Genomic DNA, 21,556 nt, shown 5'->3' on the forward strand with positions numbered 1-21,556 from the left:
CACCGCACTGTCCTTATAAAGACAGTTGTGAACCAATAAGCATTGAGGAAGAAGTCATCTATATATGACTTAATAATGTATACTCTGACTTATGTTCGCAGTCATTAAATTGACTGACAACGTACCCAAATGGGGTACTACGGTTTCACATAAATCAATCGGCATTCTTTCGTTTATTCGAATTAGAATGGCGATATTGTTTGTGTAAATTTTAATTGGAGCTCTGTCTCATGCAGAACCAACGTATTCGTATCCGCCTTAAGGCGTTCGATCACCGTCTGATTGATCAGTCAACAGCGGAAATCGTTGAAACAGCTAAGCGTACTGGCGCGCAGGTTAAGGGTCCTATCCCTCTTCCTACTCGTAAAGAACGCTTCACTGTTCTTACTTCTCCACACGTCAATAAAGATGCACGTGATCAGTACGAAATCCGTACTCACAAGCGTCTTATCGACATCGTTGAGCCAACAGATAAAACTGTTGATGCTCTTATGCGTCTAGATCTAGCTGCTGGCGTTGATGTCCAGATCAGCCTAGGTTAAGGGGAGTAAGAAATGATTGGTCTAATCGGTCGTAAAGTGGGCATGACCCGCATCTTTACCGAAGAAGGCATTTCTATCCCAGTAACAGTGGTTGAAGTTGAAGCTAACCGTGTAACTCAAGTTAAATCTCTTGAGACTGACGGTTACAACGCAATTCAGATCACTACTGGAACTAAGAAAGCTAACCGTGTATCTAAACCAGCTGCTGGTCACTTCGCGAAAGCGGGTGTTGAAGCTGGACGCGGTCTTTGGGAATTCCGTCTAGAAAATGGTGAAGAGTTTACAGTTGGCGCTGAGCTAAATGTTGAACTGTTCAACGAAGTTAAAAAAGTAGACGTTACTGGCACATCTAAAGGTAAGGGCTTCCAAGGCGTAATTAAGCGTTGGAACTTCAGTACTCAAGATATGACCCATGGTAACTCCTTGTCTCACCGTGCACCGGGTTCAATTGGCCAATGTCAAACTCCAGGTCGCGTATTTAAAGGCAAGAAAATGGCTGGTCACATGGGAGCTGAGCGTGTTACGACTCAGAACCTAGAGATCGTACGTGTTGACGCTGAGCGCAATCTGCTTCTTATTAAAGGTGCAGTACCAGGCTCAATCGGCGGCAACGTGATCGTTAAACCAGCTGTTAAAGCGTAGGTCGAGGAGTTAGTAATGGAATTGGTAGTCAAAGGCGCTGATGCGCTAACTGTCTCCGAAACTACTTTTGGACGTGATTTCAATGAAGCTCTAGTACATCAGGTAGTTGTTGCTTACGCAGCAGGTGCTCGTCAAGGTACTCGTGCTCAGAAAACTCGTTCTGACGTTTCTGGCGGTGGTGCAAAACCATGGCGCCAGAAGGGTACAGGCCGTGCACGTGCAGGTACTATTCGTAGTCCTTTATGGCGCACCGGTGGTGTAACTTTCGCAGCTCGTCCACAGGACCATAGCCAGAAAGTTAACAAAAAAATGTACCGTGGTGCAATGAAGAGCATTCTTTCTGAGCTAGTTCGTCAAGAGCGTTTAATCGTTGTTGATAACTTCTCTGTAGAAGCACCAAAAACAAAAGAACTAGCAGCTAAGCTTAAAGAGCTTGATCTGTCTGACGTTCTTATCGTAACTGGCGAATTAGATGAGAATCTATTCCTTGCAGCACGTAACCTTTACAAGGTAGACGTTCGTGATGCAGCGACAATCGACCCAGTTAGCTTGATCGCTTTTGACAAAATTGTGATGACTGCAGCTGCAGTTAAGCAAGTTGAGGAGATGCTAGCATGATCACTGAAGAGCGTATTTTAACAGTTCTACGTGCTCCGCACATCTCTGAAAAAGCAACAATGGCTGCAGAAAGCGCGAATACTATCGTGTTTAAAGTAGCGATTACTGCGACAAAAAGAGAGATTAAAGCAGCAGTTGAAAAACTGTTCGAGGTTGAAGTTAAGTCTGTAAATACTCTTGTTGCTAAGGGTAAGACCAAAAGTCAAGGTGCACGCCAAGGCCGTCGTAGTGACTGGAAGAAAGCGTACGTTATCTTGAAAGAAGGTCAAGACATCGACTTCGCTGGTAGTGCAGAGTAAGGCTAGGAGCAAAGAAGAATGGCTATTGTTAAATGTAAGCCGACTTCCCCGGGTCGTCGCCACGTAGTAAAAGTGGTTAACTCTGACCTGCATAAGGGTAAGCCGTACGCACCACTTTTAGAGAAAAACTCTAAGTCTGGTGGTCGTAACAATAACGGTCGTATCACAGTACGTCACATCGGTGGTGGTAATAAACAACATTACCGTCTAATCGACTTTAAGCGTACTAAAGATGGTATCCCGGCAAAAGTAGAGCGTTTGGAATATGATCCAAACCGTAGTGCAAACATTGCACTAGTACTTTATGCTGATGGTGAACGCCGTTACATCATCGCACCTAAGGGTGTGTCAGCTGGTGACATGATCCAGTCTGGCGAAGATGCTGCAATCAAAGTTGGTAACACGTTACCAATGCGCAATATTCCTGTAGGTTCAACAGTACACTGTGTTGAGCTTAAGCCAGGTAAAGGCGCTCAGTTGGCTCGTTCAGCTGGCGCTTACGCTCAGATCATTGCACGTACAGGCACTTATGTGACTCTACGTCTACGTTCTGGTGAAATGCGTAAAGTTCTTTCTGAATGTCGTGCGACACTTGGTGAAGTTGGTAATTCGGAACACATGCTACGTGAGCTTGGTAAAGCTGGTGCTTCACGCTGGCGTGGTATCCGTCCAACTGTACGTGGTGTTGTAATGAACCCAGTCGATCACCCACACGGTGGTGGTGAAGGTCGTACATCAGGCGGTCGTCACCCGGTATCCCCTTGGGGCGTACCAACTAAGGGTTACAAGACTCGTTCGAACAAACGCACCGACAAGTACATTGTACGTAGTCGTAATAAAAAATAATTATCAGAGGATAAGCCATGCCACGTTCTCTCAAGAAAGGTCCTTTCATTGACCTGCACTTGCTGAAGAAGGTAGAGAAAGCGGTGGAAAGCGGAGACAAGAAGCCTGTAAAGACTTGGTCCCGTCGCTCAATGATCATCCCTCAGATGATCGGTTTGACCATCGCTGTCCATAATGGTCGTCAGCACGTACCTGTTTTCGTTTCTGAAGAAATGATCGGTCACAAGCTAGGCGAATTTGCACCAACACGTACTTATCGCGGCCACGCTGCAGATAAGAAAGCTAAGAAGCGCTAAGGAGTAGGATATGGAAGCTATTGCTAAACATCGTTTTGCTCGTATTTCGCCTCAGAAAGCACGTTTGGTAGCAGATCAACTGCGCGGTAAGCCAGTTGCACAGGCTCTAGAAATTCTTAACTTCAGCAACAAAAAAGCTGCTGAGTTAATCAAGAAAGTTCTAGATTCAGCTATCGCTAACGCAGAACACAACGAAGGCGCAGACATTGATGATCTTAATGTTGCAAAAATCTTCGTTGACGAAGGTCCTACCATGAAGCGTATTATGCCTCGTGCTAAAGGCCGTGCCGATCGCATCTTGAAGCGTTCTAGCCACATCACTGTTGTTGTAGCAGATCGCTAACTAGGAGAGAAAGCAATGGGTCAGAAAGTACATCCTAATGGTATTCGTCTAGGCATCGTTAAGCCTTGGAATACCACTTGGTTTGCTAATAGCCAAGAATTCGCTGACAACCTAGATGGCGACTTCAAGGTACGTCAGTTTCTTATTAAAGAACTGAAAAAAGCATCTTTATCTCGTGTTGTTATCGAGCGTCCAGCGAAGAGCATCCGTGTGACTATTCACACAGCTCGTCCTGGTATCGTTATCGGTAAGAAAGGCGAAGATGTAGAAAAGTTACGTGCTCATATTTCAAAGATCGCGGGTGTTCCAGCTCAGATCAATATTTCTGAAGTACGTAAGCCAGAGCTAGATGCTCAACTAGTTGGTGATAGCATCGCTTCTCAACTAGAGCGTCGTGTTATGTTCCGTCGCGCTATGAAGCGTGCAGTTCAAAACGCTATGCGTCTTGGCGCTAAGGGTATCAAAGTTCAAGTAGGTGGCCGTTTAGGCGGTGCTGAAATCGCACGTTCAGAGTGGTACCGTGAAGGTCGCGTACCTCTACACACTCTTCGTGCTGACATTGATTACGCAACTTCTTCGGCTCACACCCAATACGGTGTAATCGGCGTTAAAGTTTGGATCTTCAAAGGTGAAGTTCTAGGCGGTATGCCAATTGAAGAGCCTAAGGCTGACAAGCCTAAGAAGCAGCGCAAAAGCCGTAAATAAGGAGTTTATTGATGCTGCAACCAAAACGCACTAAATTCCGCAAGACTTTTAAAGGTCGTAACCGCGGTCTAGCGAACGGTACTGACGTAAGCTTCGGTACATTTGGTCTTAAAGCTGTTGGTCGTGGTCGTTTGACTGCTCGCCAAATTGAAGCTGCTCGTCGTGCCATGACTCGTCATGTGAAACGTCAAGGCCAAATCTGGATTCGAGTTTTCCCCGACAAGCCTATTACAAGCAAGCCGTTGGAAGTTCGTCAGGGTAAGGGTAAAGGTAACGTTGAGTACTGGGTTGCCCAAATCCAACCAGGTAAAGTTCTTTATGAAATGGATGGTGTTCCTGAAGTACTAGCACGTGAAGCATTTAACCTTGCTGCACGTAAGCTACCAATCAAGACAACATTTGTAATTAAGGCGGTAATGTGATGAACGCTGTAGATCTACGCGCTAAAAGCGTTGAAGAACTAAATGCTGAGCTTGTGAGCCTACTACGTGAACAGTTCAACTTGCGCATGCAAGCTGCAACTGGTCAACTACAGCAGACTCATAACCTGAAAGCTGTACGTCGTGATATCGCACGTGTTAAAACCGTTCTTACTGAGAAGGCTGGCGCATAATGAGCGAACAAACTCGTATCCAGCTTGGTCGTGTAATTAGCAGCAAGATGGACAAGTCTATCGTTGTTGCTATCGAACGCATGGTGAAACACCCAATGTACGGTAAGTACATTAAGCGTACGACTAAGCTTCATGCACACGATGAAAACAATGAGTGTAACCTAGGTGACACTGTTGAAGTTCGTGAATGTCGTCCACTATCTAAGACTAAGTCTTGGACATTGGTACGCGTAGTTGAAAAAGCTCGCGTTTAAGCGAACTTAGCAACTAAATGATTAGACGGCCCTGAAAAATATTGGGGCCGTTTATTTTTTGTCTACCCATCGGTCGAAAATGGTGTTATTATTCGCCGCCTTTGAAGAAAAGGCATATCGATCCGTAGTGGGTCTAGATGTTTTAAAATAAGCGGAGCACTAACATGATCCAAATGCAAAGTACGCTTGACGCAGCCGATAACTCCGGCGCTCGTCGCGTAATGTGTATTAAGGTTCTGGGTGGTTCTCACCGCCGTTACGCACACATCGGTGATATCATCAAGATTACTGTGAAAGAAGCAATTCCTCGCGGTAAAGTTAAGAAAGGTGATGTTCTGAAGGCGGTGGTTGTACGCACCCGTAAAGGCGTTCGTCGCCAAGACGGCTCTGTCATTCGCTTCGACCGTAATGCTTGCGTATTATTGAACGATACTACAGAGCAACCGATCGGTACTCGTATTTTTGGCCCAGTGACGCGTGAACTTCGTAATACGAAATTCATGAAAATCGTATCACTAGCGCCTGAAGTACTGTAAGGAGTAACAAAATGGCAGCTAAGATCCGTCGCAACGACGAAGTTATCGTTCTTACCGGTAAAGATAAAGGTAAGAAAGGTAAAATAACTAAGGTTCTAGCAACCGGTAAAGTTATCGTTGAAGGTATTAACCTTGTGAAAAAACACCAGAAGCCTGTACCGGCAATGGGTGTGCAAGGTGGCATCGTTGAACAAGAAGCAGCTATTGATGTTTCTAACGTTGCAATCTTCAATGCTGAAACCGGCAAAGCAGACCGTGTAGGCTTTCGATTTGAAGACGACAAAAAAGTTCGTTTCTTTAAATCTAATAGCTTAACTATTAAGTAATTTTGGAGTAGTACACTATGGCGAAACTGCATGATTACTACAAAGAGACTGTTGTAAAAGAGCTTGCTGAAAAGTTCGAATACAAGAGTATCATGCAAGTCCCAAGGATCGAAAAAATCACACTTAACATGGGTGTGGGTGAAGCGATCAACGACAAAAAGCTTTTAGAAAATGCTGCTGCTGACATGACTGCTATTGCAGGTCAGAAGCCGTTAATTACTAAAGCTCGTAAGTCTGTTGCTGGCTTTAAGATCCGTGAGGGCTACCCGATTGGCTGTAAAGTAACCCTACGTGGCGAACGTATGTGGGATTTCTTTGAACGTCTAATTTCAATTGCTGTTCCTCGTATTCGAGATTTTCGTGGTCTAAACCCGAATTCTTTCGATGGTCGTGGTAACTACAGCATGGGCGTTCGTGAGCAGATCATCTTCCCAGAAATCGACTACGACAAAGTAGATCGAGTGCGTGGTCTTGATATTACTATCACTACTTCTGCTGCTTCTGATGAAGAGTCAAAAGCTCTGTTATCTGCTTTTAACTTCCCATTCCGTAAGTAAAAGTAAGGGTTACATATGGCTAAAGAATCAATGAAGGCACGCGAAGCTAAACGTGCCAAGCTAGTAGCTAAGTTCGCTGAAAAGCGTGCAGCGCTAAAAGTTATTATTAGTGACGTGAATGCGTCTGAAGAAGATCGCTGGAATGCAGTGCTTAAGCTTCAGTCTCTACCACGTGATTCTAGTTCATCTCGTCAGCGTAATCGCTGTAACCAGACTGGACGTCCACACGGTTACTTACGTAAGTTCGGCTTAAGCCGTATCAAGGTTCGTGAAACTTGCATGAAAGGCGAGATTCCGGGTCTACGTAAAGCCAGCTGGTAATTAGTTACCAATTTAGAATCACGGAGTATTGACTATGAGCATGCAAGATCCGATTTCGGATATGCTGACCCGTCTTCGTAACGGTCAAACAGCAAAAAAAGTTGCTGTTAAAATGCCATCTTCTAAGCAAAAAGTTGCAATCGCAGCTCTTTTGAAAGAAGAAGGTTTTGTGGCTGAATTCACTGTTACAGGTGAAGTTAAGCCAGAGCTAGAAGTTACTCTTAAGTACTTCGAAGCTAACCCAGTTATCGAGCAAATCCAACGTGTTTCACGTCCTGGCTTACGCATCTACAAGAAAAAAGATGCGCTACCGTCAGTGATGGGTGGCCTTGGTATTGCTGTTGTATCCACTTCCAAGGGTCTTATGACCGACCGCGCTGCTCGCAAAGCGGGTCTTGGCGGTGAGATTATCTGCTACGTAGCATAATAGGAGTAGGACATGTCTCGTGTTGCAAAAGCACCTGTAGTACTTCTTGCTGGCGTAGAAGTTAAACTCAACGGTCAGGAAATTACTGTTAAAGGTCCTAAGGGCGAACTAGCTCTTGTTGCCAATAGCGCAGTAGTTTTAACTCAGGAAGAAAACACCATAACATTTGGTCCACGCGAAGGCTTTGATAAAGCTTGGGCACAAGCAGGTACTGCTCGTGCATTAGTGAACAACATGGTTGTTGGTGTTACTGAAGGCTTTACTAAGAAGCTAACCCTTAAAGGCGTAGGTTACCGTGCAAATGTTGCTGGTAATACTGTTAACCTTACTTTGGGCTTCTCGCACCCAGTAGCGCATGAATTGCCAACTGGTGTTAAAGCTGAATGTCCAACACAAACTGAAATCGTACTTACGGGTACTGATAAGCAGGTAATTGGACAGGTAGCGGCTGACATTCGCGCATACCGTAGCCCTGAACCTTATAAAGGTAAAGGTGTTCGTTACGCCGACGAAGTCGTGCGTACTAAAGAAGCTAAGAAGAAGTAAGGTAACACTATGGATAAGAAAGCATCTCGTATCCGTCGTGCGACCCGAGCACGTCGCAAGATTGCTGAACTGGGCGCAACTCGCCTAGTAATACACCGTACTCCGCGTCATGTGTATGCTCAGGTAATTGCACCGAACGGCTCTGAGGTTATCGCTGCCGCTTCTACCCTAGAAAAAGTGATCCGTGAGTCAATTGCGAACACCGGTAACAAAGACGCTGCTGCAGCTGTAGGTAAAGCTATTGCTGAGCGCGCGATTGAAAAAGGCATTGCTAATGTTGCTTTCGATCGTTCTGGTTTCCAATACCACGGCCGTGTAGCTGCTCTAGCAGAAGCTGCTCGTGAAGCTGGACTGAAATTCTAAGGTAGGCGGAAAGATGGCTAACGAAAAGACTCAATCAGATTTGAATGAAAAGCTAATCGCTGTTAACCGTGTTTCAAAAACGGTTAAAGGTGGTCGTATTTTCAGTTTTACTGCACTAACAGTAGTTGGTGACGGTAACGGTCGCATCGGTTTCGGTTATGGTAAAGCACGTGAAGTGCCTGCTGCAATCCAGAAATCAATGGAAAAAGCACGCCGTAACATGGTTACAGTTGCGCTAAACGAAGGTACTCTACACCACGCTGTTAAAGGTCGCCACACTGGTTCTAAAGTGTACATGCAACCTGCTTCAGAAGGTACTGGTATCATCGCCGGTGGTGCAATGCGTGCAGTGCTAGAAGTTGCGGGTATCCGTAACGTACTAGCTAAAGCATACGGTTCTACTAACCCAATCAACGTTGTTCGCGCAACAATTGCTGGTTTAAGTGGAATGAACTCTCCAGAAATGATCGCTGCAAAGCGTGGCCTTTCTGTTAAAGAAATTCTGGGGTGATCGACATGGCTAATACTATTAAAGTAACACAAACAAAGAGCTCTATCGGTCGTTTACCGAAGCATGTAGCTTGTTTGCGTGGTCTAGGCCTTCGCCGTATCAACCACACTGTTGAGCTTGAAGATACTGCCTGCGTACGCGGCATGATCAATAAAGTTCACTACATGGTTAAAATTGAGGAGTAATCAGTATGCGTTTGAATACTCTATCACCGGCTCCGGGTTCTAAGCCTTCTTCGAAGCGCGTAGGCCGTGGTATCGGTTCAGGTCTGGGTAAAACTTGTGGCCGTGGTCACAAAGGTCAGAAATCACGTTCTGGTGGTTCTGTTCGACCAGGCTTCGAAGGCGGTCAAATGCCTTTGAAACAGCGTCTACCAAAATTCGGTTTTACTTCTCGCAAGAGTTTGGTAACAGCTGAAGTTCGTCTAGGCGAACTGGCGAAAGTCAATGGTGACGTGATTGATCTAGCTACACTGAAAACAGCAAACCTTATCACTAAAGACATCAAGTTTGTAAAAGTTGTCCTTTCTGGTGAGATCGCTCGCACAGTTACAGTTAAAGGTCTTCGCGTGACTAAAGGCGCTAAAGCTGCAATCGAAGCTGCCGGTGGTAAAATCGAGGAATAATTAACTCGAGGATGAGGTACAGATGGCTAAACAACCAGGAAAAGATTTTCGTAGTGCACAAGGTGGCCTAGCAGAGCTTAAGACACGCCTTCTATTCGTATTAGGTGCTATCTTAATTTTCCGAGCAGGTTCTTTTGTGCCTATCCCTGGTATTGACGCTGCTGTACTTGCCGATTTGTTCGAACAGCAAAAAGGTACCGTCATTGAACTGTTTAACATGTTCTCTGGCGGTGCACTCGAGCGTGCTTCTATCTTAGCTCTAGGTATCATGCCGTATATTTCGGCATCGATTATCGTACAGTTGCTAACGGTAGTTCATCCGGCATTAGCCGAGTTGAAGAAAGAAGGTGAATCTGGTCGTCGTAAGATTAGCCAGTACACCCGATACGGCACGCTTGTTTTGGCAACTTTCCAAGCAATTGGTATTGCTACAGGGTTACCAAGTATGATTCCTGGTCTGGTAATTAATCCAGGTCTTGGTTTCTACTTTGTTGCGGTTGTTAGTTTGATCACTGGTACCATGTTTTTAATGTGGTTAGGTGAGCAAATTACTGAACGTGGCATCGGTAACGGTATATCAGTGATTATTTTCACTGGTATTGTAGCGGGTTTGCCACCAGCTATCGGACAAACTGTTGAGCAAGCACGTCAAGGTGAATTGCACGTACTTCTTCTACTGTTAATTGCGGTTATATCTTTCGCTGTAATATATTTTGTAGTGTTTATGGAGCGTGGTCAGCGTCGTATCGTCGTTAACTATGCCAAGCGTCAACAAGGCCGTCGTGTCTTTGCAGCGCAAAGCACTCATTTGCCATTGAAAATTAATATGGCAGGTGTAATTCCAGCGATTTTTGCATCAAGCATTATTTTGTTTCCAGGCACACTGGCTCAGTGGTTTGGACAGAACGAGAACCTTGGTTGGTTAAGCGATATTTCGCTTGCTCTTAGCCCAGGTCAACCGCTTTATGTAATGCTTTATGCAGCTGCGATTATTTTCTTCTGTTTCTTCTATACCGCGTTGGTGTTTAACCCTCGCGAGACAGCTGATAACTTGAAGAAGTCTGGTGCATTCGTACCTGGTATTCGTCCGGGCGAACAGACTGCGAAATATATTGATAAAGTTATGACACGCTTAACCTTAGCGGGTGCGATGTATATTACCTTTATCTGTCTGATCCCCGAGTTCATGATGATTGCATGGAATGTACGCTTTTATTTTGGCGGCACATCACTACTAATCGTAGTTGTAGTTATTATGGATTTCATGGCTCAAGTTCAGACACACATGATGTCTCAACAATATGAGTCTGTTTTGAAAAAGGCTAACCTCAAAGGCTAAGTCCTTGATGTTAGATAACCTTTACGGAGTTTAGCAATGAAAGTTCGTGCTTCCGTTAAGAAAATCTGCCGTAACTGTAAAGTTATTAAGCGCAACGGTGTTGTGCGTATAATTTGCATTGAGCCGAAGCATAAGCAACGCCAAGGCTAATTAGCAGAAATATTTCTTGCAAATTGAAGGTAGGTTGGCTAAATTAGCCAACCAATCTTTTGTGTGTGCAAAGAATTGTACCACCACTGCGTATCCTAAACGGGCTCTGCAGTGGTTATTCTTGTAAAGTACTAGGAGTGAATAGTGGCCCGTATTGCAGGCATTAACATTCCTGATCAAAAACATTCTGTTATCGCGCTTACAGCGATTTACGGAATCGGTAAAACTCGTTCTAAGGCTGTTTTAGCTGAAGCGGGTATTGCTGAAAGTGTTAAGATCAGTGAATTATCTGAAGAGCAGATCGATCAACTGCGTGAAGGTGTAGCTAAATACACTGTAGAAGGTGATCTACGTCGTGAAGTTTCTATGAACATCAAGCGTCTTATGGACCTTGGTTGTTACCGTGGAATTCGTCACCGTCGCAGTCTACCTCTACGTGGACAGCGTACTAAAACCAACGCACGTACCCGCAAAGGTCCGCGCAAGCCGATCAAAAGATAGTCGGATAAGGTAGAGTACAATGGCAAAGCAACCAACTCGCGCTCGTAAGCGCGTACGCAAGCAAGTAGCTGATGGCGTAGCGCACATCCATGCTTCTTTTAACAACACAATCGTAACCATTACAGACCGTCAAGGTAATGCTCTTTCATGGGCAACTGCAGGTGGTTCAGGTTTCCGTGGTTCTCGTAAATCTACTCCGTTCGCTGCACAGGTTGCTGCTGAACGTTGTGGTGAAATGGCCAAAGAATATGGCGTTAAGAACCTGGAAGTTATGGTTAAGGGACCTGGTCCTGGTCGTGAGTCTACAATCCGTGCATTAAATGCAGCGGGTTTCCGTATCACTAACATTGTTGATGCGACTCCGATTCCTCATAACGGTTGTCGTCCACCTAAGAAACGTCGCGTATAACGTTCCTAGGAATATTGGAGAAAGAACATGGCAAGATATTTGGGTCCTAAGCTGAAGCTTAGCCGTCGCGAAGGCACTGATTTATTCCTTAAATCAGGCGTACGTGCGATTGATACCAAGTGTAAAATTGATAACGCGCCGGGCCAACATGGTGCTCGACGTGGTCGTCTGTCTGACTACGGTGTTCAGCTTCGTGAGAAGCAGAAAGTTCGTCGTACATATGGCGTATTAGAAAAACAATTCCGTAACTACTATAAAGAAGCTGCTCGCCTTAAAGGCAACACAGGTGAAAACCTGCTTCAGCTTCTTGAAGGTCGTTTAGATAACGTAGTTTACCGTATGGGTTTTGGTTCTACACGAGCTGAATCACGTCAACTGGTAAGCCACAAAGCGATTCTAGTTAACGGTACAGTCGTAAACGTTCCTTCTTTCAAGGTAGCGGCAAACGACGTTGTTAGCATTCGTGAGAAAGCTAAGAACCAAGCACGCATTAAAGCAGCTCTTGAAGTTGCTACACAGCGTGAACTACCGACTTGGGTCGAAGTAGATAACAGCAAACTAGAAGGTACTTTCAAGCGCCTTCCAGAACGTTCTGATTTGTCTGCCGACATCAACGAACACTTGATCGTCGAGCTTTACTCTAAGTAAAGCTATAGTTAAGAGAGGACACAATGCAGGGTTCTGTAACAGAATTTCTTAAGCCGCGTCTTGTTGATATTGAACAAGTTAGCACGACGCACGCAAAAGTAACTCTAGAGCCACTAGAGCGTGGTTTTGGCCACACGCTAGGAAACGCTCTTCGTCGTATTTTATTATCTTCAATGCCAGGTTGTGCTGTAACTGAAGTAGAAATCGATGGTGTGTTACATGAGTACAGCACCAAAGAGGGAGTTCAAGAAGATATTCTCGAGATCCTTTTAAACCTTAAAGGTCTAGCCGTTAAGGTTGAGGGTAAAGATGAAGTTATTCTTACTCTGAACAAGTCTGGTGCAGGCCCTGTTGTTGCAGGTGACATCACCCATGATGGTGATGTTGAGATTGCGAACCCAGAGCACGTAATCTGCCACCTTACTGATGACCATGCTGAAATTAGCATGCGCATCAAGGTAGAACGTGGTCGTGGCTATGTACCAGCATCAGCTCGTATTCACACTGAAGAAGATGAGCGTCCAATTGGTCGTCTGTTAGTTGATGCAACTTACAGCCCAGTTGACCGTATTGCTTACGCTGTAGAGGCAGCTCGCGTTGAACAACGTACTGACCTTGATAAGCTAGTAATCGATATGGAGACAAACGGTACACTTGATCCTGAGGAAGCTATCCGTCGTGCAGCAACTATTCTTGCTGAACAACTGGATGCATTTGTAGATCTTCGTGATGTACGAGTTCCTGAAGAGAAAGAAGAGAAGCCAGAGTTCGATCCGATCCTACTGCGTCCTGTAGACGATCTTGAACTAACTGTTCGCTCTGCTAACTGTTTGAAAGCAGAAGCGATCCATTACATCGGTGATCTCGTTCAGCGTACTGAGGTGGAGCTTCTAAAGACTCCAAACCTTGGTAAGAAGTCTTTGACAGAAATCAAAGATGTGTTGGCATCACGTGGTCTTTCTCTAGGCATGCGCTTAGAAAACTGGCCGCCAGCATCAATCGCTGAAGATTAATAGTTACTGATATCTAGTTAGAAGGATTAGGTCATGCGCCATCGTAAGAGTGGTCGTCAACTCAACCGCAACAGCAGCCATCGTAAAGCGATGTTCAGCAACATGGCTAGCTCTTTGGTAAGTCACGAAATTATCAAGACTACTTTGCCAAAAGCAAAAGAGCTACGTCGCGTAATTGAGCCATTGATTACCCTAGCAAAGACAGACAGTGTTGCTAACCGTCGTCTTGCTTTCGCCCGCACGCGTGATAACGCAGTGGTAGCGAAATTGTTTACTGAATTAGGTCCACGCTTTGCTAAGCGTCCAGGTGGTTACACGCGCATTATGAAATGCGGTTTCCGTACTGGCGATAAAGCCCCAATGGCTTACATCGAGCTAGTAGATCGTCCTGCTCAGGAAGCGACTTCAGCTGAATAAGCTTTAGTTTGCTAAATTAAGAGAAAGCCGAGTTTTAAACTCGGCTTTTTTTTTGCATGTAATATTCTTCATAGCATGGAGAATGGCATGATTTATCTATTTATCGACAGTTCAGGTTTTGGTGGTATCGAAAGTCATATACTGCAATTTGCTCTTCTAGTTAAACAACAAAACAAAGATATTGAAGTTTTGTTTGTTGACCATTATCCCGATCACCCTCTATATCAACGTCTCTATGCAAACAATATTAAGTATCGTTTCTTATCTGATATAGCCTCTTCTTCATTCTTTAGTCTGCTTTTATCCTCTGATGTTGTTCATGCTCATGGCTATAAAGCTTCTTTAATCTCTCGGTTTTATCGGCTTAGATATTCATTTCGTGCAATTAGCAGTTTCCATGCAGGAGAAAAATTAAGTGGAAAACTGGCGTCTTATGAGTATTTAAATCGAGTAACAAGTTTTCTCTCCTATAATTTTGCAGTCAGTTCTAGGATTAAGAGTACAGTCCCTTTTCGTTGCCATTTGCTGAATAATTTCATTGTGCAATTACCAGTGTTTAAAATGCGATCTAAACATCAAGTTCTACAAGTTGCTTTTGTTGGTCGACTTAGTCATGAAAAAGGGATTGATCGCTATATTGAGTTGAGTGACATGCTTACCAGCTGCCAATTTCATGTTTTTGGTGATGGAGATGAACAATCGCGACTCATTAATAAAAAAAACATTCAGTGGTATGGCGCAGTTGACGCCATGGATGAATATTGGTCTTTGATTGATGTGCTTGTAATTAGTTCTCGGGCTGAGGGGCTGCCAATGGCAGCGTTAGAGGCGATGGCACATGGCGTTCCTGTTATCGCGACAAACGTAGGTGATCTTTCTAAATTAGTTGCAAGTGATTGGATTGTTGAAGAATCGGATTGGAAAAACTTATCGATTTTAATTGGCAAGTTGAATGCTTACGATAATATTGCGTGGAGAGCGCTTTCAAAAGATTCGCATACTAGAATTGTTGATGGTTTCAGTGGTGAAAGTCGCTGGGAACAAATAGAAAAAGCCTATCAATTGTGAGTTCTCATCAGACTGTTCTGAAATTGTGTTTGCTGAATCTATTGCATCTATTGATATTTGCCTTGTAGCATTGAGTTTTGATTCAGATAGTGGGTGAGCCCTATTTTAATCTTTTTGGGAAGCCATGATGCTTTTGTATCTAAGATTCGTAGTATTTCACAGGCCAACGATGGGTTATGTTGGTCATTTACGATGCACCCTAATAAATTCACACCTCCTTGCTTTAACCTATCGATACTTGTAAGTACTTCACTTTCAGTCGTTTTTGCTGCCGCTATGCATAAGATAGCAGCATCGCTAGCATGACAGATGTTTGCTGCTGGAAGGTTACGCCAGTTAGCCACTGAAACAGTACCAGCATCAAAAATAATGTAGTGATAGGTTTGTTGCCACCGTTGGATAGTATTTAATAGTGTTTGAGGCTGTCGTAGAGCCATTGTGGTTTCTTGATTTTTAGGAGGGGGAAGAATATCGAGTTGTGCTGTTTTATGAATAATAGCGTCCATTTCACCCGATCCATTCGTTTCCCAGTCTGTGGTGTGATTTCCTTGCCCTGATCCCGATAGATCAAGATCGATCAATAAAACTTTATTGTTGTCTTCAGCGCAACGTCTAGCAAGCCAATAGCACATTGTAGAACTTCCACATTGTGGGCTTGCACCAGTAAAGCTAATGACTCGCGCTTCTTGTTGATGAATTTGTTGGAATAATTGGTCATATTCTTGGCTTAGCCACGGCTTCATAAGGCTGCCCCTAATACAATTAACGTGATAATACCTAGTGCATCCCTTATCCCTTGGCGGAACTGCTCTGTTACTGAGTCATCTTGATCTGGGACGTACACCGTATCACCAGGGCGAAGTAGAGGGAGTGGGCTACGACTGGGATCATTAACATAATCTCTTAAGCTAAATGTTTGTGATTTATCACCGCAGCACGATGTATTTACGATCATTATTCTGTCTATATAAGCTTTATCTGTTGGCCCACCAGCTTCAGCAAGTAAATCTAAAATATTCATTTGTGTATTGAACGAATAGCGCCCCGGTTTATTGACGGCCCCCATTAATCGAACAACGCGTTCTGCAGGTTTATCTAGCCAATCACCTTGACGTCGAGGTACATATATCACATCTCCAGGCACAACCTTGGGGATTAATGATTCATCACCTGTTTCAAAGTATAACGATAGATTTAATTGAGTAACTTTGGTCTTATTGCCATCACGATGACTGATTCTAATTTGACGTAAGTCTGCTTCACCATTGGGGCCATCAGCTGCAGATAATATATCGAGAAACCCTAATTCACGGTTAAAAGCGTAACGGCCAGGAACGCCAACTTGACCGAATACATAAATCGAATCATCTGATGATTGGCGTATCCAACTTGCTTTATTGTCGGAAGGGTCGTGAGGTAATTCATCAATAACAATAGTATCGCCTGATTCTAATCGAGGAAGACCTGCAAAACTACCCCCTTCATTTATAAAGCTTTCGAGATCAAAATAAATGACATTTTCTTTCCCAACTCGACTCTCTTTAATAATGCGAATATTACTAATATTGGCTTCCTGTTTTGGGCCGCCAGCCATCGCGAGTAAATCAAGAAAAGACATCTGGTTATTCCATTTATAGCGTCCAGGAGTATTGACGGCACCAATGACTTTGACGGCTTTTGTATCTGCGACACTTTCAGTTTTTGGCACATAAATAACATCGCCAGCATTCACTTTTGGCAACACCTTTTCATTGCCTGTTTCAAAGTATCGAGCTAAATCAAAACGTGTCACTCGACTTGTTTTACCATTTCTGTGGCTAATTAATATTTCTTGAATGTCAGCTTCACTATTTGGGCCATCGGCCGCGGAAAGAATATCTAAAAAACCAAGTTCTTGGTTAAAAGCATAGCGACCAGGCGCTCCTACTTCACCAAAAATATAAATGGAATCTTTAGCTGCCTGTCTAACCCAACCGGCTTTATTATCGGTAGGATCATGAGGTAATTCATCGACGATGACTGTATCGCTGGCATTTAAATTAGGAAGTAAATTCGTTGGGCTCCCTTGTTTAGTAAACGCTTGTAAGTCGAAAAACTGAACCTCATGCCCTTTATTTTCAGCAGTCGATTCTTTAATTATTCGTATGTTACTGAGATTAGCTTGTTGTTTTGGGCCACCAGAGTGAGCGAGTAAATCCATGAATGTCATGCTGTCATGCCATTCGTAACGACCTGGTTTATAGACCGCCCCCATAATTTTGATTGCACGATCATTGGTCACTTTTAGCCATGACTTTTCATTAAGGTCAACTTTTTCAGGTATGAAAATCACATCTCCGGGGGACATTGTAGGAAGGGTATATTGGGCTGGGTTCTGTGCATATTCAACCAAGTTAATTGCGATAGGAGCCTTTGTATTACTTAATATTTTTATATTCGTAGTATCAGCAAAACGAGTTGGCCCGCCTGCATTTGCAAGAACATCGATGAAACTTGTACCTGGTGATGTTTCATAGGGCCCTGCGGCTTTTACCTCGCCCATCACGTAGATGGTTCGTGAGGTTGTGTTGATATCTTTTACTTCAATAGGAACAAAAATGGTCGTACCTGGTTTAACTTCTGGCATGTTGTCTGTTTTACCAGTATCAAGGTAGACTTTTAAATCAAATTGGCTGGGAACATTATCTGTTATGACGCGTATTTTCGTGACATCAGCATAACGGGTAACACCTTCTGCCCGCATTAATGCGTCGACGACGTTCATATTCGGTTTGAAGCTGAAGGTGCCGGGTTTGTGTAATTCACCAAAAATGGTGACACCTTGAGTATCGTCGGTACTCGTTTTTTCAGGTGCTTCAATTGGGGCAAAGATGGTTGTGCCTGGTTTTATCGGAGGAAGATTACTGGTATCTCCAGTTTCAAGGTAGGTACTTAAATTGAAACGATAAGACATCCCATCGGTAATCACGCGTATTTTTGTTACATCGGCATAACGAGTAACACCGTTGGCTCGCATTAATGCATCGACAACCGTCATATTAGGCTTGAAGCTGAAAGTACCTGGATTGCGTAACTCTCCGAAAATAGTTATGCCTTGTGCCTCGTCGGCATCTCCTCTTTCATGTATCGACATATCATCAAAATTCATTTCGATGTTGCCTAATAATGGAGAGGCAGGGATGAAAATAGTATCTCCACCTTTAAGGCTGGGTAGCAGAGTCTGATCGCCAGAATCTAGATAGGCTTTATAATTGAATATTTTGGTATTGCTATTACGTAGTAATTTGAACTTATCTAATTGTGCCCCTGGTCTTGCCCCGCCAGCAGCGGAAAGTGCCATTTGTACATTGCTTCCAGGTTTAAGTGATACTGTTCCTGGCTTTTCTACATAGCCAAGCACCTTAATTCGAATAAGTTGCTCCATTATCGTGAGTTTAAATTCATCAAGGTTGCGATATATAGATGCGAGTTTTTGACGTACACGCTGTTCGGCGTCTATCACGGTTAACCCTGCAACATTGACTAAGCCTACTTCAGGTAACCGTAATTGCCCTTGGTCATTAATCGTGTAAGGATCATCAAAAGCCTCCTCACCAGGAAGTTGTAAAAAAACCCGATCACCGGGTGTTAATGTATCTCCCCATACGTAAGAAAAAGGCATTATTAGCAGAAGAAGTAGGAGCATTCTTCTCATAATGATTCTCTTACTGCGTTCCAGTCTTTTAGTGAGTACACACGGTGTAAAGATTGTGCGTGATGTTCAACAAGAACTTGTGCCTCAACTTTTCTATTTGCAAGGCGTTGGGTTCGTGAGTGAGTATCATCCATAGCCATACTTTCTCCTGCACTAAATACCGCTATTTGGTTTGATTTAACCCCCTGTTCAATCAGAAATCGTTTAACGGCTGAAGCTCTTTTCATTCCTAGTTGGATGTTGCTATCACTAGTACCTAATGAGTCGGTATGGCCTGTAAGTTGAAGGTGCCAATGAGATTGTCGCTTCAATATTGTTGCGGCATAACGTAATGCTTGTTGATAATCAGGTAAGAGCTCTACACGATTTAACGCAAATTGATTATCAAGTGCCATGAAAACAAGGAGTTTTTCTTTTAGCTCAACTTCTGAATAGCTATGGTCAAAGCATGTGGTGTGATATTCAAGCCAGTCCATTTGAGTTTGAATAACAGCTTGTTGGGTCTTGTATTGAAGTAAGGTGATTTCAGCATCTTTATCAAACCCAGCTTTTGCCTCATCGCGCGCTTTTAAATAAAGGTACTCAAGCTTTTGATATTGACCCGGTAAACAAAGCTTGGCACCACGAGTTGCTAATATTTGCAGTTCAAAACTGTGATGCTCTAGTTGGCGAAGCTGTACTTGAACCGGAGGATCTGGATCATTATCCTCTACGGGCGGCCATAAAGTGCAGCCTCCTAAGGCTAATGGTGTAAGCAAGCAGATCAGTCTCCATATCATAAAAACTCCGCAGAAGTGACCAGAGGTATAACTTTATCTATTCGTAGCATTTGCATGAGCTTTCTAGGCTGACCATTAACATTGAGTAGACACAAATTTTTATTACGACTTTTTAGACGTTTGTATAAGAAAACAATGGCACCGATTCCACAAGAGTCAATAAATTGTACGTGTGTCATATCAATTACTAGCTCATTTTTTTCTGTATTACTTAAGGTTTCAAATTCAACTTCTAGTTGCCTGGCACTCTGGACATCGAATTCATGCTCTAAAGAAAGTGCTACTGCTGGCTGGGAAAGAGTTAACATATAACCGCCTTATATAGGATGTTTGGACTCATAAGCAGTAATACAAAGCGTGTGCCAGTTATTGCCCTCGCTTGGCAAACATGATGTAAGATGTTTTGAATAGAATATACAAATCCATTCGAAGCCATTGTATTGGTGAGCTTAATGCGATGGCGTAAGCGTGATCCCAAGCTATTTTATTTTTTACATCCTCAAGATCATTGTCGTAACCACTATTAACCTGCGCTAAACCGGTTAGGCCTGGTCGAAGTCCTGTCGTTCTTTCTAAATAAAATGGCAATGCATTTTGCAAATTACCGCACATTTCTGGTCGTTCAGGACGGGGACCAATTAAGGACATGTCGCCTCTTATTACATTAATGAATTGTGGAAGTTCATCCAAACGTGTTGCTCGTAAAAAACGGCCAGTATTGGTTATTCGAGGGTCATTTTTTGTCGCCCATACCGCGCCAGATTTTTTTTCAGCATCATTTGTCATGGTGCGAAACTTAAATATTTCAAATAATTCTACTTTTGTTTCACTTATTTGACCGACTCGTATTTGACGATAAAAGATAGGACCTGAGGAATCAGATTTAATGGCGAAGGCGATGAATGGCCATAGTGGCAGTGTTAGAGTAAGACCAATGCAGCTAAAAATGATATCGCTCATTCGCTTTATCGTTTGGGTCGATTGTGTTTGATAGTTACTCAGGGGCGGTAAATGGCGCCATCCTTGCTTAAATTGTCCGTTCAAATACCGTAGCATGCCAAGTAAAGAGGAATAGTATGCCCCGATAATGTAATGAACTTTATTGATCATCTTTGAATGGATATTGATTAGCGGTAGAGATGCAATGCCGTATATGGATAATTGACTAATCACCATACTCAAGGCCAATACCGAGCCTTGTAATGCCATTAATACTGAAGTAATAAAATAACCCACGAATAGGAATGGCATCACTGTGCGAAGGCCCTTACCGGAAGTAAACAACCAACGGACTCTCAGGCTTTTGTGGGTGAAGATGAATTGACAACGTACTAATTGTTGTAAATTACCGGCTCCAATCCTTTGTCGCCTTTGATGGTTTTCATTTTGACTTGTCGGGGCAATCTCAACACTGTTGATGTTTTGATTAAAGATAACGTTAAAGCCTTGCTTTAATACCATCATCGGTAAGATGAAATCATCATTTATCGTATCTTCGGGAAGGGGAGAGTAGAGATGAGATCTCATGGCATAAAATGCCCCATTTCCTCCGATAACGCTGCCTAATTGAGACTCAGCAAAACGGATATTATTCTGCCATTGCCAATATTGATTTTCACCTTCAGAAGGAGAGGCGAGTAAATAGCTGCAAGTAATTGCACCTGTTTGTTCATTTTCAAAACTTCTAGCAACTTGTTTTAAAGCATCAATCGATATTAAAGCTGAGGTATCGGTAAGAGAAATAATATCGGTTTTGTTTTTTGCATAAGTCATTAATTCATTGAGGCGGGCTAGTTTTCCTCGGTTGTTTTTTTTGACCCAGCATTTAAGACTTATTCCCGCGGCGGTAAATTGTGATTCATACTGTGCAATAATTTCAGCGGTATTATCACTACAACCATCACAGCAGATTAAAACCTGTAATTTTTCAGCCGGATAATCGAGCATTAATATATTCGCGAGCTTGGCTTCAATGTAAGCCTCTTCATTATGAGCGGGCATGATGAGAGAGATACTGGGAAAAATTAATGGGTCTTTGTGCTTTTCTTTTATTTCATCTTTTCTTTTGTTTCCCAACCAAACTAACGCTGCGGTATAAACAAAATGGTGATAGATAATAACGGCAGTTATTACAAATAAAATGATCCATCCTAAAATCATGACAGCCT

The 21,556-nt window shown here is 43.3% G+C and carries 34 protein-coding genes; 29 read left to right on the forward strand and 5 right to left on the reverse strand.

Translation table 11 applies throughout. The features are described from left to right. Positions 1-230: 230 nt before the first annotated feature. From rpsJ to C9J12_RS07535, 29 genes are all read left to right on the forward strand, one after another. Entirely contained in the window at positions 231-542 is a 312-nt protein-coding gene (gene rpsJ, locus C9J12_RS07395) for a 30S ribosomal protein S10 (protein WP_006232338.1), read from the forward strand. Between the two features lie 12 nt (positions 543-554). Further along, the gene (rplC, locus tag C9J12_RS07400) at positions 555-1,184 is read left to right on the forward strand and encodes a 50S ribosomal protein L3 (RefSeq protein WP_107242129.1); all 630 of its coding nucleotides are present in this window, start codon (positions 555-557) and stop codon (positions 1,182-1,184) included. Between the two features lie 15 nt (positions 1,185-1,199). After that, a complete protein-coding gene (rplD, locus tag C9J12_RS07405; protein WP_006232340.1) occupies positions 1,200-1,802 on the forward strand; it encodes a 50S ribosomal protein L4 in 603 nt (200 codons plus the stop codon). Beyond that, positions 1,799-2,101, forward strand: coding sequence for a 50S ribosomal protein L23 (gene rplW, locus C9J12_RS07410; protein ID WP_006232341.1), 303 nt, complete (start codon positions 1,799-1,801; stop codon positions 2,099-2,101). The genes rplD and rplW overlap by 4 nt, the downstream gene beginning before the upstream one ends. A gap of 18 nt (positions 2,102-2,119) precedes the next feature. After that, positions 2,120-2,947: a 50S ribosomal protein L2 gene (gene rplB, locus C9J12_RS07415; RefSeq protein ID WP_006232342.1), complete on the forward strand. Its 828-nt coding sequence runs from the start codon at positions 2,120-2,122 to the stop codon at positions 2,945-2,947. A gap of 17 nt (positions 2,948-2,964) precedes the next feature. Continuing rightward, positions 2,965-3,243 (forward strand): 30S ribosomal protein S19, encoded by a 279-nt coding sequence (rpsS, locus tag C9J12_RS07420; RefSeq protein WP_007469141.1) that lies wholly within the window; start codon positions 2,965-2,967, stop codon positions 3,241-3,243. A gap of 10 nt (positions 3,244-3,253) precedes the next feature. Next, positions 3,254-3,586: a 50S ribosomal protein L22 gene (gene rplV, locus C9J12_RS07425; protein WP_107242130.1), complete on the forward strand. Its 333-nt coding sequence runs from the start codon at positions 3,254-3,256 to the stop codon at positions 3,584-3,586. Positions 3,587-3,601: 15 nt separating this feature from the next. Then, the gene (gene rpsC, locus C9J12_RS07430; protein WP_011217132.1) at positions 3,602-4,291 is read left to right on the forward strand and encodes a 30S ribosomal protein S3; all 690 of its coding nucleotides are present in this window, start codon (positions 3,602-3,604) and stop codon (positions 4,289-4,291) included. Between the two features lie 11 nt (positions 4,292-4,302). Then, positions 4,303-4,713 (forward strand): 50S ribosomal protein L16, encoded by a 411-nt coding sequence (gene rplP, locus C9J12_RS07435; protein WP_011217133.1) that lies wholly within the window; start codon positions 4,303-4,305, stop codon positions 4,711-4,713. Further along, complete coding sequence (gene rpmC, locus C9J12_RS07440; RefSeq protein WP_006232347.1) at positions 4,713-4,904, forward strand: 50S ribosomal protein L29; 192 nt, start codon at positions 4,713-4,715, stop codon at positions 4,902-4,904. Before rplP ends, rpmC begins: the two co-directional genes overlap by 1 nt. Then, the gene (gene rpsQ, locus C9J12_RS07445) at positions 4,904-5,158 is read left to right on the forward strand and encodes a 30S ribosomal protein S17 (protein ID WP_107242131.1); all 255 of its coding nucleotides are present in this window, start codon (positions 4,904-4,906) and stop codon (positions 5,156-5,158) included. The genes rpmC and rpsQ overlap by 1 nt, the downstream gene beginning before the upstream one ends. Positions 5,159-5,322: 164 nt before the next feature. Beyond that, positions 5,323-5,694: a 50S ribosomal protein L14 gene (gene rplN / locus C9J12_RS07450; RefSeq protein WP_006232349.1), complete on the forward strand. Its 372-nt coding sequence runs from the start codon at positions 5,323-5,325 to the stop codon at positions 5,692-5,694. An 11-nt stretch (positions 5,695-5,705) separates the two neighbouring features. Then, complete coding sequence (gene rplX, locus C9J12_RS07455) at positions 5,706-6,020, forward strand: 50S ribosomal protein L24 (protein WP_006232350.1); 315 nt, start codon at positions 5,706-5,708, stop codon at positions 6,018-6,020. A 17-nt stretch (positions 6,021-6,037) separates the two neighbouring features. Continuing rightward, complete coding sequence (rplE, locus tag C9J12_RS07460; protein WP_006232351.1) at positions 6,038-6,577, forward strand: 50S ribosomal protein L5; 540 nt, start codon at positions 6,038-6,040, stop codon at positions 6,575-6,577. A gap of 15 nt (positions 6,578-6,592) precedes the next feature. Next, positions 6,593-6,898 carry a 30S ribosomal protein S14 gene (rpsN, locus tag C9J12_RS07465; protein ID WP_006232352.1) on the forward strand — a complete coding sequence of 102 codons (306 nt, stop codon included), beginning with the start codon at positions 6,593-6,595 and terminating at the stop codon, positions 6,896-6,898. Positions 6,899-6,932: 34 nt separating this feature from the next. Beyond that, the gene (gene rpsH / locus C9J12_RS07470) at positions 6,933-7,325 is read left to right on the forward strand and encodes a 30S ribosomal protein S8 (protein ID WP_006232353.1); all 393 of its coding nucleotides are present in this window, start codon (positions 6,933-6,935) and stop codon (positions 7,323-7,325) included. Between the two features lie 12 nt (positions 7,326-7,337). After that, on the forward strand, positions 7,338-7,871 hold the full coding sequence (gene rplF, locus C9J12_RS07475) for a 50S ribosomal protein L6 (protein ID WP_107242132.1): 534 nt from the start codon (positions 7,338-7,340) through the stop codon (positions 7,869-7,871). A 9-nt stretch (positions 7,872-7,880) separates the two neighbouring features. After that, a complete protein-coding gene (gene rplR / locus C9J12_RS07480) occupies positions 7,881-8,234 on the forward strand; it encodes a 50S ribosomal protein L18 (RefSeq protein ID WP_107242133.1) in 354 nt (117 codons plus the stop codon). A 13-nt stretch (positions 8,235-8,247) separates the two neighbouring features. Then, positions 8,248-8,745: a 30S ribosomal protein S5 gene (gene rpsE, locus C9J12_RS07485; protein ID WP_011217141.1), complete on the forward strand. Its 498-nt coding sequence runs from the start codon at positions 8,248-8,250 to the stop codon at positions 8,743-8,745. 5 nt (positions 8,746-8,750) lie between these two features. After that, entirely contained in the window at positions 8,751-8,930 is a 180-nt protein-coding gene (gene rpmD, locus C9J12_RS07490) for a 50S ribosomal protein L30 (protein ID WP_006232357.1), read from the forward strand. A gap of 5 nt (positions 8,931-8,935) precedes the next feature. Then, a complete protein-coding gene (gene rplO, locus C9J12_RS07495; protein ID WP_107242134.1) occupies positions 8,936-9,370 on the forward strand; it encodes a 50S ribosomal protein L15 in 435 nt (144 codons plus the stop codon). A gap of 22 nt (positions 9,371-9,392) precedes the next feature. Continuing rightward, positions 9,393-10,709 (forward strand): preprotein translocase subunit SecY, encoded by a 1,317-nt coding sequence (gene secY, locus C9J12_RS07500; RefSeq protein ID WP_006232359.1) that lies wholly within the window; start codon positions 9,393-9,395, stop codon positions 10,707-10,709. Positions 10,710-10,745: 36 nt separating this feature from the next. Next, on the forward strand, positions 10,746-10,859 hold the full coding sequence (gene rpmJ / locus C9J12_RS07505; RefSeq protein ID WP_006232360.1) for a 50S ribosomal protein L36: 114 nt from the start codon (positions 10,746-10,748) through the stop codon (positions 10,857-10,859). Between the two features lie 144 nt (positions 10,860-11,003). Next, positions 11,004-11,360, forward strand: coding sequence for a 30S ribosomal protein S13 (gene rpsM / locus C9J12_RS07510; protein WP_107242135.1), 357 nt, complete (start codon positions 11,004-11,006; stop codon positions 11,358-11,360). A gap of 19 nt (positions 11,361-11,379) precedes the next feature. Further along, positions 11,380-11,769 carry a 30S ribosomal protein S11 gene (gene rpsK, locus C9J12_RS07515; RefSeq protein WP_005370963.1) on the forward strand — a complete coding sequence of 130 codons (390 nt, stop codon included), beginning with the start codon at positions 11,380-11,382 and terminating at the stop codon, positions 11,767-11,769. A gap of 27 nt (positions 11,770-11,796) precedes the next feature. Beyond that, positions 11,797-12,417 (forward strand): 30S ribosomal protein S4, encoded by a 621-nt coding sequence (rpsD, locus tag C9J12_RS07520; RefSeq protein ID WP_006232362.1) that lies wholly within the window; start codon positions 11,797-11,799, stop codon positions 12,415-12,417. 23 nt (positions 12,418-12,440) lie between these two features. Then, positions 12,441-13,430: a DNA-directed RNA polymerase subunit alpha gene (locus tag C9J12_RS07525; RefSeq protein WP_006232363.1), complete on the forward strand. Its 990-nt coding sequence runs from the start codon at positions 12,441-12,443 to the stop codon at positions 13,428-13,430. Positions 13,431-13,463: 33 nt separating this feature from the next. Further along, the gene (gene rplQ / locus C9J12_RS07530; protein ID WP_107242136.1) at positions 13,464-13,847 is read left to right on the forward strand and encodes a 50S ribosomal protein L17; all 384 of its coding nucleotides are present in this window, start codon (positions 13,464-13,466) and stop codon (positions 13,845-13,847) included. Positions 13,848-13,934: 87 nt separating this feature from the next. Next, positions 13,935-14,915, forward strand: a complete 981-nt coding sequence (locus C9J12_RS07535; RefSeq protein ID WP_107242137.1) for a glycosyltransferase family 4 protein — start codon at positions 13,935-13,937, stop codon at positions 14,913-14,915. A 47-nt stretch (positions 14,916-14,962) separates the two neighbouring features. Here the strand turns inward: C9J12_RS07535 and C9J12_RS07540 are convergent, their stop codons facing one another. From C9J12_RS07540 to C9J12_RS07560, 5 genes are read right to left on the reverse strand one after another with little or no spacing between them, the layout of a single operon-like run. After that, complete coding sequence (locus C9J12_RS07540; protein WP_107242138.1) at positions 14,963-15,658, reverse strand: CpsD/CapB family tyrosine-protein kinase; 696 nt, start codon at positions 15,656-15,658, stop codon at positions 14,963-14,965. Next, positions 15,655-18,609: an SLBB domain-containing protein gene (locus C9J12_RS07545; RefSeq protein WP_107242139.1), complete on the reverse strand. Its 2,955-nt coding sequence runs from the start codon at positions 18,607-18,609 to the stop codon at positions 15,655-15,657. The genes C9J12_RS07540 and C9J12_RS07545 overlap by 4 nt, the downstream gene beginning before the upstream one ends. Next, positions 18,606-19,388, reverse strand: a complete 783-nt coding sequence (locus tag C9J12_RS07550) for an OmpA family protein (protein ID WP_107242140.1) — start codon at positions 19,386-19,388, stop codon at positions 18,606-18,608. Before C9J12_RS07550 ends, C9J12_RS07545 begins: the two co-directional genes overlap by 4 nt. Further along, entirely contained in the window at positions 19,385-19,696 is a 312-nt protein-coding gene (locus tag C9J12_RS07555) for an STAS domain-containing protein (RefSeq protein WP_006232369.1), read from the reverse strand. The genes C9J12_RS07550 and C9J12_RS07555 overlap by 4 nt, the downstream gene beginning before the upstream one ends. Before the next feature lie 58 nt (positions 19,697-19,754). Beyond that, positions 19,755-21,548, reverse strand: a complete 1,794-nt coding sequence (locus C9J12_RS07560; protein ID WP_107242141.1) for a sugar transferase — start codon at positions 21,546-21,548, stop codon at positions 19,755-19,757. Positions 21,549-21,556: the final 8 nt, after the last annotated feature.

The sequence above is a fragment of the Photobacterium frigidiphilum genome, assembly GCF_003025615.1.
Lineage (GTDB): Bacteria > Pseudomonadota > Gammaproteobacteria > Enterobacterales > Vibrionaceae > Photobacterium > Photobacterium frigidiphilum.